This is a genomic window from Arsenophonus endosymbiont of Aphis craccivora, assembly GCF_013460135.1.
Classification (GTDB): Bacteria; Pseudomonadota; Gammaproteobacteria; order Enterobacterales; family Enterobacteriaceae; genus Arsenophonus; species Arsenophonus nilaparvatae.
This window is the reverse complement of the sequence record NZ_CP038155.1, coordinates 827,641-842,797: the sequence shown is the minus strand read 5'-3', so window position 1 is coordinate 842,797 and position 15,157 is coordinate 827,641. Positions and strand designations below refer to the sequence as shown.

General features: G+C 39.2%; 13 protein-coding genes. 8 read left to right on the top strand and 5 right to left on the bottom strand.

The features are described 5' to 3' along the window. Nucleotides 1–53: 53 nt before the first annotated feature. A complete protein-coding gene (locus E3U36_RS04490; RefSeq protein ID WP_180817236.1) occupies nt 54–977 on the bottom strand; it encodes an IS5 family transposase in 924 nt (307 codons plus the stop codon). 327 nt (nt 978–1,304) lie between these two features. Here E3U36_RS04490 and E3U36_RS04485 point away from each other — a divergent pair, with 327 nt between their 5' ends. The 4 genes from E3U36_RS04485 to E3U36_RS04470 all read left to right on the top strand — a co-directional run bounded on the left by E3U36_RS04485 (nt 1,305) and on the right by E3U36_RS04470 (nt 5,766). After that, a complete protein-coding gene (locus E3U36_RS04485; RefSeq protein WP_180817235.1) occupies nt 1,305–2,030 on the top strand; it encodes a hypothetical protein in 726 nt (241 codons plus the stop codon). A 129-nt stretch (nt 2,031–2,159) separates the two neighbouring features. Then, entirely contained in the window at nt 2,160–2,633 is a 474-nt protein-coding gene (locus tag E3U36_RS04480) for a hypothetical protein (protein WP_180817234.1), read from the top strand. Beyond that, nucleotides 2,593–3,648 carry a M66 family metalloprotease gene (locus tag E3U36_RS04475; protein ID WP_180817233.1) on the top strand — a complete coding sequence of 352 codons (1,056 nt, stop codon included), beginning with the start codon at nt 2,593–2,595 and terminating at the stop codon, nt 3,646–3,648. Before E3U36_RS04480 ends, E3U36_RS04475 begins: the two co-directional genes overlap by 41 nt. A 45-nt stretch (nt 3,649–3,693) precedes the next feature. After that, the gene (locus E3U36_RS04470) at nt 3,694–5,766 is read left to right on the top strand and encodes a PA14 domain-containing protein (RefSeq protein ID WP_180817232.1); all 2,073 of its coding nucleotides are present in this window, start codon (nt 3,694–3,696) and stop codon (nt 5,764–5,766) included. A gap of 123 nt (nt 5,767–5,889) precedes the next feature. On the opposite strand, the gene emrD is transcribed toward E3U36_RS04470, so the two are convergent. Beyond that, nucleotides 5,890–7,041 carry a multidrug efflux MFS transporter EmrD gene (emrD, locus tag E3U36_RS04465; protein ID WP_180817231.1) on the bottom strand — a complete coding sequence of 384 codons (1,152 nt, stop codon included), beginning with the start codon at nt 7,039–7,041 and terminating at the stop codon, nt 5,890–5,892. Between the two features lie 320 nt (nt 7,042–7,361). Here emrD and fpr point away from each other — a divergent pair, with 320 nt between their 5' ends. Then, on the top strand, nt 7,362–8,108 hold the full coding sequence (fpr, locus tag E3U36_RS04460; protein WP_180817230.1) for a ferredoxin--NADP(+) reductase: 747 nt from the start codon (nt 7,362–7,364) through the stop codon (nt 8,106–8,108). Nucleotides 8,109–8,206: 98 nt separating this feature from the next. On the opposite strand, the gene E3U36_RS04455 is transcribed toward fpr, so the two are convergent. Then, complete coding sequence (locus E3U36_RS04455; protein ID WP_180817229.1) at nt 8,207–8,581, bottom strand: DUF805 domain-containing protein; 375 nt, start codon at nt 8,579–8,581, stop codon at nt 8,207–8,209. A gap of 52 nt (nt 8,582–8,633) precedes the next feature. Between E3U36_RS04455 and E3U36_RS04450 the strand changes: the two genes are divergently transcribed. Next, nucleotides 8,634–9,263, top strand: a complete 630-nt coding sequence (locus E3U36_RS04450) for a DUF1454 family protein (protein ID WP_238337514.1) — start codon at nt 8,634–8,636, stop codon at nt 9,261–9,263. Between the two features lie 115 nt (nt 9,264–9,378). Next, nucleotides 9,379–10,149: a triose-phosphate isomerase gene (gene tpiA, locus E3U36_RS04445; protein ID WP_180817228.1), complete on the top strand. Its 771-nt coding sequence runs from the start codon at nt 9,379–9,381 to the stop codon at nt 10,147–10,149. A gap of 312 nt (nt 10,150–10,461) precedes the next feature. Here the strand turns inward: tpiA and E3U36_RS04440 are convergent, their stop codons facing one another. Together E3U36_RS04440 and E3U36_RS04435 are read right to left on the bottom strand one after the other, a co-directional pair. Then, nucleotides 10,462–12,576 carry an Ig-like domain-containing protein gene (locus E3U36_RS04440; protein ID WP_180817227.1) on the bottom strand — a complete coding sequence of 705 codons (2,115 nt, stop codon included), beginning with the start codon at nt 12,574–12,576 and terminating at the stop codon, nt 10,462–10,464. Between the two features lie 21 nt (nt 12,577–12,597). After that, nucleotides 12,598–14,070 (bottom strand): Ig-like domain-containing protein, encoded by a 1,473-nt coding sequence (locus E3U36_RS04435; RefSeq protein ID WP_238337513.1) that lies wholly within the window; start codon nt 14,068–14,070, stop codon nt 12,598–12,600. 21 nt (nt 14,071–14,091) lie between these two features. Between E3U36_RS04435 and E3U36_RS04430 the strand changes: the two genes are divergently transcribed. Beyond that, on the top strand, nt 14,092–15,108 hold the full coding sequence (locus tag E3U36_RS04430) for a DNA-3-methyladenine glycosylase family protein (RefSeq protein WP_238337512.1): 1,017 nt from the start codon (nt 14,092–14,094) through the stop codon (nt 15,106–15,108). Nucleotides 15,109–15,157 lie beyond the last annotated feature (49 nt).

Below are 15,157 nucleotides of genomic sequence, written 5' to 3'. Positions count from 1 at the left end.
TTTGTTGAATAAATCAGAATTAGCCGACAGGATGGCTCCCTCTGCTACAGCTGTTATCCGATCCTGACGCTGTGTGGCATACCCAACAACGTCATACGGTTCAGCGCTTTGACCATCGCCATTGCTTCACCTACCTGAGCCTCATAGTCACGCAGCCTCAGATGGCCACCCAGCAAAGTTTTTATGCGGAACATCGCTGTTTCTGCCACTGAACGCCGGTGATAACCCACTTTCTTTTTCCACATATCATTACTCCTGCTCAGACGCTGATTCGCCACCGCATGGTTACGTTCATGGTACTTGTCCGGCCAGTATTTCGCTCCGCTTCGCGGCGGGATAAGGGGCCTGATTTTCTTTCTTAGCAACGCGTCGTGGCAGTAACAGGCGTCATAAGCACCGTCTGCTGACACTTCCCTGATTTTCCGGTGGGTTTGGTTAATCAGGCCCGGCAGTGACTGCGCATCTGTCGTTCCGCTGAGCGATAAGTCGGCACAGATAATCTCATGAGTCACACTGTCTGCTGCCAGATGAAGCTTGCGCCACACTCTTCGTCTGTCAGCCCCATGCTGCCTGACTTTCCATTCACCTTCGCCAAAGACCTTCAGACCGGTACTGTCGATGACCAGATGCGAGATTTCACCACGCGTTGGCGTTTTTATGCTGATGTTGACGCTCTTTGCTCGTCTGCTGACCAGCGAGTAGTCCGGACAGCACAGCGGCAAAGACATGAGTTTAAAAATCGAATCAACGAAGCCCTGTAATGCCAGGAGCGACAGGTTAAACACACGCTTCATCATCAGGACAGTGGTAACAGCCATATCGCTGTAGTAAAGCGGCCGGCCACGACCTTCAGGCGAAGAACTGTCAGTCCATCCAGCGATGGCCGACTCATCAAGCCAGACCGTCAGGGAACCGCGTTGTCTGAGTGCCTTGTTGTACGCGGGCCAGTTGGTAATTTTAAACTTTTGCTTTGCCATGGGGACCTGATGTTGAAACGAATTTAGCGATCAGCTCCGCCAATCACCTAAAAGTTCGATTTATTCAACAAAGCCTCGAGAAAAGAAAGAGCACATGACTAAGCTATTAATTTTCTCTTTAATTTTTTCTATTTTACCGTTAGCCATTAAGGAAATTTTGCAATATATTGATGAATATCAATTTTCGATGTGTCAGATTGATTATTAATTAAATAACAGAAAAAAATAAATTATGACTAACAATTCTTTTATTACTTCAAAAAACCATAATAAATTACATGTAAATATAAAAAACTTATTATTGTATAAAAAAATCAATATATAAATTTGTCGGGTAATATTTTAGTTTGCCAGACTTCATTTGAAAAATTTAATAACAATCACAATCAATGTAAAAATATAACCTCCACTACATTAGAAAGTGAAATATCCACCGATCGAGCATTACCTATAAACACACAAACTAATCTAGTTTTTATTCAGATCAAATATTGTAATCAATATTATCACGCCAAATATGATGAGCAAGGTAATTGGCAATTAAATCTGCCTATCACAAACGAAATTAATCCATATAATTCAATTGAAATAACGATATATGGTGAAGGAGATGATCCTCTATGGCAGCAGAAGCTCACTGTAGCTGAGCTCATTGACAAGCAAAATCTGGTTAAAAAACATCAAACAACGTCTTCTGCCACTCCATCTGAAGAGCCACCAATATCATTAAATAATCTTACTAACCAAAAGTGGCATTTTGGCCAACAAAAAATAATTTTTGCTTATCAAATGCTCAATTTTACCGATCAAGTAGCAAGTCAAGCCAAGGTCTTTTCTATCCGCATGCAAGATAGTGCTGGTCATCTGGTCTTAGATATTGCCTATATGCTACTGGAAAATATCACCTCAGGTACTACACTTGCTGCTGCAATGGAGGAGCACATCAATCGTAATTTACCTGAACACAAGGGTGTGCAAGTGATTTACTATGATCGCCAGCTGATTATTACCGATCCACACAAAAGAACAGTCGAAACACTAGTGCTAGGTTAAACCGCCGCTATCACGCCAATTATTTTATCGCAAACGCTATCACCCTTTGGCCACACTGATTATCACCTTTCTTACGATGCTTCACAACGCTATCGCATAACCCATTTTTCTTTTGCCTTAAATGGAACAATGAAAAATGCACCTCTTTTTTATACCGATATTAACTTAGCACTCCCTTCTAAATTTGATAATCAACAGTTAGTAAAAATATTAGAAAATAGACTTAATAAATTAATGGGTAATGATGATATCCAGATTAAATGGGATAGCGACTATCAACAGCTGGTAATCAATGATCATCAAGGTCGCCCGATAACTGAGTTTGTGTTACAAACCCATCTCAGTTATGATCAGTTAATAAAAATGTCAGGCATTGCCACACCTAATAACTATCCTACCCAAGCCAAACTTGGCGTTATCCGTGGTCAATTACCACAGTCAATCGCACATCAAGGATGGTCATGGCAATTACTGGCAGTCCCGCATTTCGGCACATCACAAATAGATAGCACAACTGGGCAATGGGAATATCATCCAGCCTACGATGATAGTTTTCGAGGTTATGGATCAATTTCATCTTCAAGCAATCGATCGGGCTGGTAATATCAGTCGTCCTATTGCCGTCATTTTGCAACATGATCAGGCACCCATTCCTTTTTTTCCAACCGTTAAAACCTTCACGCTCAAAACACCTGATTATCAGGAACCTATTGCTAATCACCAGCCTATTCCTGCTGATTTTAAGTTACATGATGTTTTTATTGCTCAAACCCATGTGTTTCGTCCTAAAGATCCTTATTTACAACTTGTCCAGAATCGCTGGGCATTAATTAAACTTAATGCCAGTAGCATCTCTGGCGCGCCGGCACCAGATTTTACCGCAATCGTTCATGATGCTGATGGTTATGAATTAGGTCGTATTCTATTAACCGGTGATAAAAAGCTACCCACATCACTTGATTTACCCAGTCAGGATAATCTTGCTAGCCAAAGGAGTCATAACGATCAAGATAGTTATATAGCACCACTCAAAGAAGAATGGATAAAACCGGGGATTTCGATTACTTTGACAGCCAATGGCAAACCGCTTGATTTACCTCATTATCAAGAAAAAACATTTGCATTTCGACCTAAAGTTGGAGCTGATCTAAATTTAACTCTGCGTATCATGCGAATAGCTCATCATACCGGCAATGATGGGGTTATTAACGACAACATAGATCAATGGGGTAATGAAATAGTGGCTAAATTGCCCATTAAAAAACTCACTCTTTATTCTTACCCTAGTGTCGCATTTGAACAGTTTTCTTCTTTTGAAGATGGATTTCCTGCTGTTTATACTGGCAACAAAAACGAGCCAGGCAGTGATCCTCACGCCGATAATGGCGGATTTAAAGGTGCTATTGCAACCAGCTATAATTCAGCTAAACATTTACGGCAAGCTAATATCGGTGATAACGAAATAAGCTATGTCGCCTTTTTTCCTAATCACTATGGTGGTCTAGGTGGCGGACAGCAAGGTGGTGGTAGCGCGAGCGCTGGTATTTTTATTCATGAAATCGGCCACGCTATAGGCCGCCCTAATAGCATAAACGATCCCAACTATCCTTATAAATGAGGCTATCAGGCAAGTTGGGGTTATGATCAAGTTACTCAACAATATTTGCCAAACTTTTCTATTGATAATAACAATAATTACTATCCTAATACCGATCCGATGCACGGTGGTAACGGTTCACTATTACCTGGACAGGTGTTTTCATTTTTTTCTGATCATAATACTGCGAAAAATTATCAATTTGTCGAACAGCAATATCAATGGTATCCCAATCAGATAACGGGTGTAGATAGCGAAGATGGTGGCTTTGCCGTAGACGGTTTCTATCAAGTATGGGATAAAACTCTTCAGCAGTGGGTTACAGTGACAAAGAATAATCATCAACAGTATAATATCGAAGAAGAAAGCCTCGCTTACCAGCATAATAAACCTGTTTACTGGATCACCGGCCATCTGGTTCAACATAACGGCCAAACACTGAAACCGAATACCGAACCCCATCCACAGAATCAGCTAAAGGTTTTTACAACCCAGGGTAACCTCCCTCAGCCTTACCACAATTTTCTCACTGCAAAAGGGCGCCCATTACAGAAACATTACCCATATGCATTGAAAATAACTGACGCCCCAGAGCAAGGATTTTTGACCGAGTTGCTGCAAATACCGGCAACCTCAGTACAATCGCTAAGTTTGCATAGTGCTAACAAAGGTGAACTGGTACGTTTCGAGATCCTTGAAGCCCCCTCAGGTCAATTAAGTAATCGTTCTGTTTATCGTTATACTAATCCTGATGCGCTTGCTAACACACTATTTGATCAGCTTAGCGAATTTAGCATTTCACACCCACTACGTTTAGTGAACTATTGGCAAGGTAAAGCAATTCGCTGGTCAATTACAGAAGGGGACTCATTAATTTATGCAAATGGCACAGCCACACTGACAAAATATCACCCCGCCAGTGCATTAAAAGCCGAATGGTTAGACGGAAAAGTACTCAAAAAGCAAATTTTTCCGCTATCTCTTCCCCAAGAAGATATTGCCTATTCACACCTATTTACTACCCCTTATCAACAGACAAAAACCCTTGCAACAGAATCATTAGCACTACCTCAATCTTTTCAACAAGGGACGATTAACTGGCATTCCTCTGATCCGAAAGTTATTAATCATCGCGGCCAATTAATCGGCCATGGCGCAACAATCTTTTCCGCAACCATAAATTACCCATCAGGATCAAGCCAAACTTTTCAACACCATTATCAGGTTCCCGATCGGTCGCAACATGGTGGATTAAATTTAAGCATTTATGATCTCAGTCAGCTAGATTTAGGCAACAGAAGTCTGACGCAATCTCAATTTAATACACTACTAAATAAAAAACAGTGGTTAAATAACGCTCCTCTTTATGCCAAACGGTGGCAAGGAGATTCTCCTAATTATTGGATGGGAAAAGAAAAATTTGGCCAATTTGATGCTGATTTTAAGTCTAACGTGTTAAACGGCAAAAAATTGAAACCCACGTTGTGGATTTTTTCTGGCTTTCTGGCACCAACTGAAACCAATCATTATCAGTTAAAATTTAAAGCCGATGATATGGGACGGGTTTATATCCAACACAAAAACCGATTTCACACGCTAGACTATCGTGATAATCAAACAATCTATCTGGAAGCAGGTAAACATTCTCCTATTTGGCTGTTCTGGAGCACCAATAGCCACGCGGTTGGTGATCAATATTGGGACACTATAGAATTAACCTGGCGCCCAGTAGGGCAAGAAAATTATCAGCCGATAGCAAAAGAAAATTTAATTGCCATGCCGATTAATTCGTCAGAAAGCTACCCCATCGCATTGTTACCTAAGCCCTTACAGTTAACAAAGGATCCAGCAGCAACTGTAACCAAACCATCCGACAGTTTTACGCCAATCCAATTAATCAATCCCAATCATTTGATTGTAGATATCGAAGAACAGATCCTTTATAACTGTGAAAATAGTGAAACAGAGCTGGCAAATATGACCAATAACCAAGAGCCTATAATGGTCACACCATCAATTAGGGAACAAGTCGCTGACAGCAGAAATAACAAAGCATCAAAATCAAGCGACATAGCAGAAAAGGGCAACCTTATATTAGCTGAATTACTGACAGATCAGCGTTTTTCTCACAGTATATAAGGAATAATCACCTCTAGATTGCTTGAAGAGCGCTTGTCTCACCAACAAAAATCATATAGCGATTGCGTAACAAAACCCATATTCAGCTAATTTTATTATCTAAATATATTTATTAAATAGGTGTTAATTTTTATCCATTTTATATGCCAGAGGTAACCAGCATAATAAAATAAGTATAGACATAGCAAACATCAACATCCCCAAACTGAATTGTCCAGTTTGGGGTAAATGGTCTGACAACCAAGCCGCCACACCTGAACCTACATTTTGCAAACCGCCAACCAGTGCACCGGCGGCACCCGCTAAATAAGGGAAAGGCTCCATTGCTCCGGTGGTAGCTAATGGAAATAACATACCTGCCCCAAAGAAAAAAAGTCCGGCAGGGATCAACAGTGACCACACATTCATAAATCCAAACCAACCTGGTAACCACATGATAATAGCCGCAGAAACACAACAAAAAACGGCATGCCACATTAACTGATAAAAAGTTTTTCCTTCGCGCCCGGCATACCAAGCACCCAAAAATGCCGCAGGAATAGGCAAAATAAATAGAATACTGACGGTAATACTATTTAAACCTAATACTCCCCCCAACAATACACCACTACTTGATTCAAATACCACAACACCCGCCAGTCCACCAATTAATATGACTAGGTAAGCATCAAAGGTAGGATTTGATAGCAACGAATAATAAGCAGAAAGCATATTTATTTTTTCAGATGCGGGCGGGCAAGTTTCAGGCAACCATTTCCACATACTGATCAAGACAAAACTACCCAATAAAAACAGGAAAATATAAGTTGCATGCCAGCCGAAAAAATAGGCAATACCACCGCCAATCATCGGTGCCAGTAACGGACTAACTAATATTCCCATATTCAATATGCTATTGGCATAACGCAATACGGTTCCGATATAGAGATCACGCGGCATAGTTCTTGCCATCACGCCGGCAACACCGACACCTAAACCTTGCAGTGCACTGGCAATAATCAAGATCTTTAATGAAGGTGCGGAAATTGCGATTATGGTTGCGATCAAATAAATAATTAAACCGACTAAAATAACCGGGCGACGACCGACATGATCGGATATAGGCCCATAAAATAGCAGATACGCTGCCATTACGCTTTGCACCGCAACATCAGGTTCAGCGAAATAGGCAGCAATTTCTGCAATAACGGGGACATAAATTGTCTGCGTCATCTGCCCGACAGCAATTAAAACAATGAGCATTAATAGCAAATTGAAGTGTTCTAATTTTCTCATTTTATCTAATAATCAATGTATTAAAAAAGGTTACAATATCTTAGGCTTAAAGAAAAACAGCCACATCAAATCTGTATGTTAATATCAATTAATCTAACAAATTATAAAAAAAATTCGAGTTAACCGATTAAATTATTTTTTCCACTAACCGAATCTAATTGACTGATTTTGTAAACATAACTGTACAATTTTATATAATAATGAAAGAGTCATAATTTAACTGAATAGTTAAAACACATTATCGATAATGGTTTTGCCTAGATTTGACATAATATGACCAAACATTAACGCTTTATTTGACACATGGGGAGGCCAGTAGTATGGCGAATTGGGTAACAGGAAAAATTATTAAAAACCATAAATGGACAGATGCCTTATTTAGTTTGATCCTCGAAGCGCCAATTAAACCGTTTATTGCGGGGCAATATGCTAAACTTGCGCTAGAAATCAATGGCCAGCGTATCCAACGCGCCTATTCTTATGTTAACGCACCCAATGATAATCAATTAGAATTCTATCTAGTCACCGTACCGGAAGGAAAACTCAGCCCACACCTTGCAGCATTGAAACCCGGTGATCCTATCTATGTCACTGAAGAGGCAGCAGGTTTTTTTGTGTTAGAAGAACTACCTGATTGTGAAACGCTTTGGATGCTATCAACAGGTAACGCTATTGGGCCTTTTTTATCCATTTTGCAATTTGGCGAAAATTTAGCCCGATTTAAACAAATTATCCTGGTACATGCGGTACGTTACGCGGAAGATCTGAGTTACTTACCATTAATGAAAGCTCTTGAGAAAAAATATCATGGAAAATTGAAGATCCAAACTATTGTCAGTCGCGAAAACAAAACTGGCTCACTCACCGGCCGTATTCCAGCACTAATTGAAAGCGGACAGCTAGAACAAGCAGTAAAGGCAAAAATTGATCCCACAACGAGCCATGTTATGCTTTGCGGTAATCCACAAATGGTTAAAAATACCCAACAACTACTAAAAATACAAAGAGGGATGGATAAACACTTACGCCGTAAAGCGGGGCACATTACCAGTGAACAATATTGGTAAGCCGAGGTAAATAAAAATTAATCAGCTGAGATAGTCAACTTGTTCAGTTTTTTTACCATAACGATTTGCTTTATCCTGACCTTTAAAACTACCACAATCTAAAAATAATATGGTAACAATAAATAAAGGTAGAAATCGTCCAATCCCCCACTGCCAAAAAGGTGTGAATAAACTAACGTCAATAGAAAATAGCACAAAAGCCAACAATAATAACAACAACCAGCCACCAGATTTAATAATAACAACAACCAGCCACCAGATTTACCACGATCATGTAGACGTTTAGTAAAAATTGTCGCCAATGGGTAGAGCAACAAAATGACTAATAACAGTAAAATATAAGGAGAAAATAACAAAAAAGTTTGCAAACTAAATATCATGACCATTAATAAAAACAAAATAACCATACCAAGCCAAAATGGTTTTCGACCAATTAGTCCTTTAAATGAGAGTGCCCATTGTTGTAATGTCATTTATCTTATCCTAATGGATCCTTTATGAAAAAATTCATACTGACGAGTAACGATGATGAAAATTTACAATCGCAAATTTGAGTTAGTATTACTATTTATTGCATTATTGCCACTGTTGCCGATGCTGGCAAAAGAATTACCAATTATGCCTGAAACAGAGGTTTCGGTTGCTTATTTATCGCCCGATGCAGCCTTATTCAATGAAACTATTCCCGTATTTCGGCAAAAATATAATCAGGATAATCCCAGCTATCCAATACATGAATTTAAAGTGATCAAAAGCAAGGATATTAGCTTACCTTATATGCGTGCAGCCAGTCGAATTAACAGCAAAATTTACTCCTCCGCTGTACTTGAACGAGGAAGTGAAAAAATTAAAAGTTTACAGCTAACATTACTGCCACCAAAAGAGGCAAACAGCTATAAAATTAATCGACAATTATTCGAACGTTATATTATGGCAATTATTAATCACTTCGAAAAACCCACTTCAATTAATAACACACATCAATTAACCGCGGTATTAGATAGTATGTTAGAACAACATAACCAAGTGCAGAGTGATGAAACGATAGTAGGCGCTATCCGTTATATTTTAGTAAAAAGTAAAGATAACATGATTACTTTCGCTATTGAACCGGTTAAGCTTTCACTAAATGATGATAACATCACACATGAATGACGAAAAACAAAGTGATTTAGTCATAGCATCTTTATACTATCCTTTTGCATAAACTGAATAATGATCAATTGTCTTTATCTCATTTATTAATAAATATTTTTAGTTGGAGGAAAACATGCGGCATCCATTAGTCATGGGGAACTGGAAACTCAATGGCAGTACAAAAATGGTTGAAGAACTGATTGGAAATTTGCGTAACGAATTAAATAATGTCACAGGCTGTGATGTCTCAATTGCCCCACCAGCGCTTTACCTGGCGCAAGCAAAACAAGCTTTAACCGGTAGCAAGATAGCACTTGGCGCACAAGATGTTGATGTCAATCTGTCTGGCGCTTTTACCGGTGATACCTCAGCGGAAATGCTAAAAGATATTGGCGCAAAATATATTATTATCGGTCACTCTGAACGTAGAACTTATCATCAAGAAAGCGATGAATTTATCGCTCGCAAATTTGCCGTGTTAAAATCGCAAGGACTAACACCAGTACTTTGTATTGGTGAATCTGAAGAAGAAAATAGCGCCGGCAAAACTGAACAAGTCTGCGCCCGTCAAATCGAGGCGGTATTAAATAGCTTAGGTGCCAGCGCATTTGAAAATAGTGTTATCGCTTATGAACCGATTTGGGCAATTGGCACCGGTAAATCAGCCACTCCCGCCCAGGCGCAAGCGGTACATAAATTTATTCGTGACCATATTGCCAAACAAGATCCGGCCATTGCCGAACAAGTGATTATTCAGTATGGCGGCTCAGTGAATGCCAGCAATGCTGCCGAGCTTTTCAGTCAACCCGATATTGATGGCGCATTAGTTGGCGGCGCATCGCTGAAAGCCGATGCTTTTGCTACTATTGTCAACGCCGCTGCGGCAGCGAAAAAAGCCAGCTAATTTTTACTTGCCGTAATTCAAACCCGGTTCTAGCTAGTCATCAGCAGGATCGGGTCAGTCATAGATGATGACGAATTAAAGTCCCTTTCAATCGACTTATCAAAAACCCACTCGCTTAAATTTATCTTGTCTGGCCAACACCATGATGGTTCTAATAATTAAGAGCTTTATGTACCAATACACTCAGCACATAAACCTCTATTAGCAGTAACTTAATATTCGCTAAATGGGATCAGCGTTTAATTAACGTTCATCAAAGATGGAGAACACAGGTAAAAAAGAATCGATTGTTCTTACCTTCACCACTGTTATTTATATAACCACTGACCATACCAGCCGCTTTAACATTGTTACCTGATGTTTCAGATGTCCAGTACATATGATAATTCCAATTATATAAACGTACGTCACCCCATTCACTCCAAAGTGAATCAATACCTCGTACAAACTGTACCAGCACTGAGTTGTGCAACAGTTGGTCAGTGTCAATCCATTATTAGCACACCAGTCTTTAGCATCATTCCAATTCATCTCTTGTTGGCTATATAAATGCCATTTTTTAAGTGTAAATTCATATTGAACTGGCTCACCACCAGAACTATGGGTTGCCGTGATAATGACTGTTTTTGAATTATTGCTAGCATCGCCACTAAAAGTTATTTTTCCATTTTTAACGGAAACCCAACTTTCACTACTCTGCCAATTGAATTCATTAACAGGTGCACCATTAGTAATGATGTCAAATGTCGCACCCTGGAAGCCAATAGTCGGAATTCCTGCATTCAGGTCAAAATATGTGCCATTAATTGTAAGCTGTTTAAAAGAAACCTGGATAAAATTAACTAGCTTATCGGCATCTTTTTTCTCACTGGAATCATACCGTGCACTGACTGTAATATTATTTACTGCTGTCTTGGTACTTTTTAGTTCTATCGTTGCTTGCCCATAACTATTAGTTTTACTGCTAGCCGGTAAGATAACATAATTACCATTCATGTCATGCTGCCAGTTAACATCTAAATTTGGCACTTTAACCGGGTTTTCATGTTGATCAACCAGCTGCGCTTTAAAGGTAAAATGGTTTTTACCATCGGCAACCTTACGAACGATATCATCGACTAATGTCACACTACCAACTCTAGCCGTAGCAATATCGGCTATAAAGTTAAAGGTTGTGTTTGCATTTATTTTAGCCGCAGTACCATATTGGGCGCTGACGACCACATTATCCACTGCTTTAGTAGTGCTTTTGAGTTTTATACTGGCAAAGCCGTTTTTATCTGTTTGACTTGATGCTGCCGATAAATGAGCATCTTCAGCTTTATCATCATCCAGCAACCAGCTGATATCCAGATCCGCCACCTTAATAGGATTATCAAATTCATCAACCAGTTGTGCCTTAAAGGTAAAATCATTGAGGCCATCTGCCTCTTTATCAATTACCTTGTCATCTAATATGACTGCTTTTATTTTAGCGGTGTTAATATTAGCAATAAAATTCACCGCTTCGGATTTTTCTTCACCACTTGTTGCATATTGCGCATAGATCACCACATCATTCACTGCTTTTTTGCTACTTTTAAGCGTAATAGTCGCACGCCCATCACTATCTGTTTCACTGCTTGCAGGCAAGCTAACGATAGTACCCTTTTCTTTTCGCCATTTAATGACTAATCCTGCTTGCTTAACCGGGTTACCATTATGGTCAACTAGTTGAGTGCTAAACTCAAAGCCATTCTTACCATCAGCGATCTTATTATTGTCAGCATCATTTAATATGATCTTGCCCACTTTAGCGGTTTTAATATCACCAACAAAATTCACTTTCTTATCAGCTGGTTTTAATGGAGGTACCCTATATTTGGCATAAACTATGATATCATCTACCGCAATCTTACTACTTTTCAAAGTAACCGAGGCAATTCCACTATCATTGGTCGTGGTTGATGCAGCGGATAAAGTGATTTGTTGCTCTTTATTGTGTGACCATTCGATATTCAGACCCGCTTTTTTAAGCGGATGACCATATTTGTCGACTAATTGAGCATCAAAGGTAAAGTAATTGTTGCCATCAGCGACTTTGTTAACTTCACTATCGACTAATGTGACACTACCCACTTGAGCGGTATTGGTATCAGCATAAAACTCAACTGGTTGCGCATTTATTGGTGCAGAAGTGCCATAGCTTGCATTGACAATAATATTATTCACCGCAGTGTTGGTGCTGTGTAACATAATCGTCGTGCGACCATTTTCATCTGTTTCACTGGTTGTTGCCGACAGTGTTACTTCGTCATTCTTATTATGCGCCCATTTCACCGTCCGTTGTCTAGCTGGATTATCATTGCCGTATAATACCAAAGCAGTAAATGTGAATTTGTTATGACCATTAGCTAATTTACTATCGCTTTGATCATTGAGTGTCACACTCTTTACTCTGATTGAATTTTAATCAGCAATAAAGGCCACTTCCCGATCAGCATCGACTCTTTTGGTTGAACCAAATCTTGCACTAACAACTACGCCTTTTATTGCTGCTGTCGTACTATACAACACAACAGAAGCTCGCCCGTTTTCATCGGTTTGACTTTTTGCCGCTAATTTAACTTCATTATCTTTATTATGTGACCAATTAACATCTAAACCTTTTTGCTTAATCGGATTATCGTTACCATCAATCAATTGGGCGGTAAAGGTAAAGAAGCTATTATTATCAGCTATTTTTTGTGTTTCACTATCTTCTAAGGTAACGCTACCGACCTTAGCGGTATCCAAAATGTAAATAAAGTTTACCGCTTTATTCGCCGCTATTTTGTTAGCGGGATTATTATAATGAGCACTAACCGTAACATTATCCACCACAACCCTACTGGTCATAGTAATCATCGCTCGTCCATTCTCATTAGTTTGGCTCTGCTCTGCCGATAAGATAGCGGTATTACCTCTATCATATGCCCAATTAACATTAACATTGGGTACCGGATTATTGAATTGAACGGTCACTAATGCCTCGAAAGTAAACAGACTTATACCATCAGCCGCTTTATTCGTTTCATTACCAATTAATGTAACACTTTCAACTTTGGCGGTGGCGATATCAGGCGCAAAACTAACAGGAATAGTATTTCTATTGCCATTTTTCATCGCCGCCGTTAATGTTCCGGTGCCAACCACCTTACTCTTAATATGAACATTAGCCTTACCTTTGCTATCAGTTATCACCGTCAAACTATTACCTTGATTGCCATCCATATCAAACAGTGTTACCCCACTAGATTTGAATCCATCAATGGTAAAAGTAATGGCTCTACCGGGGAGTGCTTGATGTTTTTTATTCTGTAATAATGCAGTGGCAACATAAGTATCACTATTATTGGCTACCTGGGTATTATTTGGCGTTAATGTCATTGCTCGAATGGTATCTTGTGATGGCGAGACATTGATCATCATAACTGCGGTATTAGATTGATTACCTTCATTATCAACAGCCACTGCTGAGACGCGGTAAGATTGAGCGATTTTTGCCTGTTTTTGGAAAATATAAGCTGGCAAGGTTAAGTTAATTGAAGTCGGTGACACAATTTGAATGTTACCTCCTTTAGCAACTAATTCTGGCGCTTGCCAGCTAACTTGTTTTAAGCCAGATTTGGCTTTATTAACCGTGACCGGCATGGTCTGCGCTGCTTCGCCATCAGTACTTTCTGGCAAAGAAATGGATAACAGTTCTTGCTTGCGATATTGCATAACAATATTGTAATTACGATCGACAAAATCGTAACGGTTACCCGCCAAACTACGCATTAAATCAACATTATCGGGATCACGCTGTTCAGCCAGCAATACACCGAACCGATAGGCCAATTCCATCCCAATGCTACTTTCCTTAGTATCGCCCCGCGAAATTTGGGTTTTAAAGGTCAATTTTTAGTTTTCAGCTCGCTGATGACAGAATTAGATACGGAAATTCTTGCCTTTAATGTACTAGCTTTTATGTTACTATTTTTTATCAAATTAAACGCCAACTGTTCACTAAGTTTAAAATTAAATAACCATAACAAAATGCTAGACAAAAAAACCATTATTCATTTACCAAACAATTATCATTACCAAGACTTTCTTGCCTATCACTCACGAGATAAGCAAAATGTGGCAGAAATTATTACCAATAACCAATTAAGAAAAGGAATTACATGCTGTGGCCAGCCGACTGAGTTAACGTTTATATTAAATAAAAATAGCATTTTGGTTTCTCTGCAAACGGATAATCCAGCTGCCATTATCACTGAGCAGCAGCTCGAAAAACTAGCAAAAAATATGCTAGGTTTATATCAACCCGTTGAGCTTTTTGAAGATAAATACCATAACCATCCAGTTATTGGTAATTTAATTTCTCGTCAACAAGGTTTAAGGGTTTATCAAGTAGCAACAGCATTTGAAGCAATTACTTGGGCAATTATAGGGCAACAAATTAGCATCGCTGCTGCAATTGCTATTCGCCGTCGATTTATTCATGCTTTTGGTAAACAACACTCGTCAGGAATTTGGTGTTTTCCTTCTTTTTATGCGATCCATGCTGATGATGAACAGAAACTAAGAATATGTGGATTCTCTATCGGTAAAGCAAAAACCCTTATTGCATTATGCAATATGTTAAAAAATAACCATCACCTATTAAATCTTCCAGTAGATGAAAATAATCTGGCAACATGGACGCAAAATTTGAGTGAAATAAAAGGAATTGGTCCATGGACAATCAGTTATTCCTTGCTGCGCGGCTTCAATGATTTGAACGGTTCTCTACATGGTGATGTCGCCGTCCAACGTAATCTTCAGTATTTATTAAATTGCAGTGAGAGAATAAGTGCAAAAGAGACAGAAAAATGGTTAGCACAATATTCTCCCTGGAAAGCGCTCGTTGCTGCCCATCTCTGGCAACAACAATCTAACGCTAGCTATTAAACAGACAAATTATATTAATCAAAACCAACATAGAAAATATGCTGACATT

What these genes read in the sequence shown, in the direction of transcription:
- E3U36_RS04490 (WP_180817236.1), bottom strand. Translation starts at nt 977, where the DNA reads ATGGCAAAGCAAAAGTTTAAAATTACCAACTGGCCCGCGTACAACAAG.
- E3U36_RS04480 (WP_180817234.1), top strand. Translation starts at nt 2,160, where the DNA reads ATGAAAAATGCACCTCTTTTTTATACCGATATTAACTTAGCACTCCCT.
- E3U36_RS04475 (WP_180817233.1), top strand. Translation starts at nt 2,593, where the DNA reads ATGGATCAATTTCATCTTCAAGCAATCGATCGGGCTGGTAATATCAGT.
- emrD (WP_180817231.1), bottom strand. Translation starts at nt 7,041, where the DNA reads ATGAGAAAATTAGAACACTTCAATTTGCTATTAATGCTCATTGTTTTA.
- fpr (WP_180817230.1), top strand. Translation starts at nt 7,362, where the DNA reads ATGGCGAATTGGGTAACAGGAAAAATTATTAAAAACCATAAATGGACA.
- E3U36_RS04455 (WP_180817229.1), bottom strand. Translation starts at nt 8,581, where the DNA reads ATGACATTACAACAATGGGCACTCTCATTTAAAGGACTAATTGGTCGA.
- E3U36_RS04450 (WP_238337514.1), top strand. Translation starts at nt 8,634, where the DNA reads ATGATGAAAATTTACAATCGCAAATTTGAGTTAGTATTACTATTTATT.
- tpiA (WP_180817228.1), top strand. Translation starts at nt 9,379, where the DNA reads ATGCGGCATCCATTAGTCATGGGGAACTGGAAACTCAATGGCAGTACA.
- E3U36_RS04430 (WP_238337512.1), top strand. Translation starts at nt 14,092, where the DNA reads ATGACAGAATTAGATACGGAAATTCTTGCCTTTAATGTACTAGCTTTT.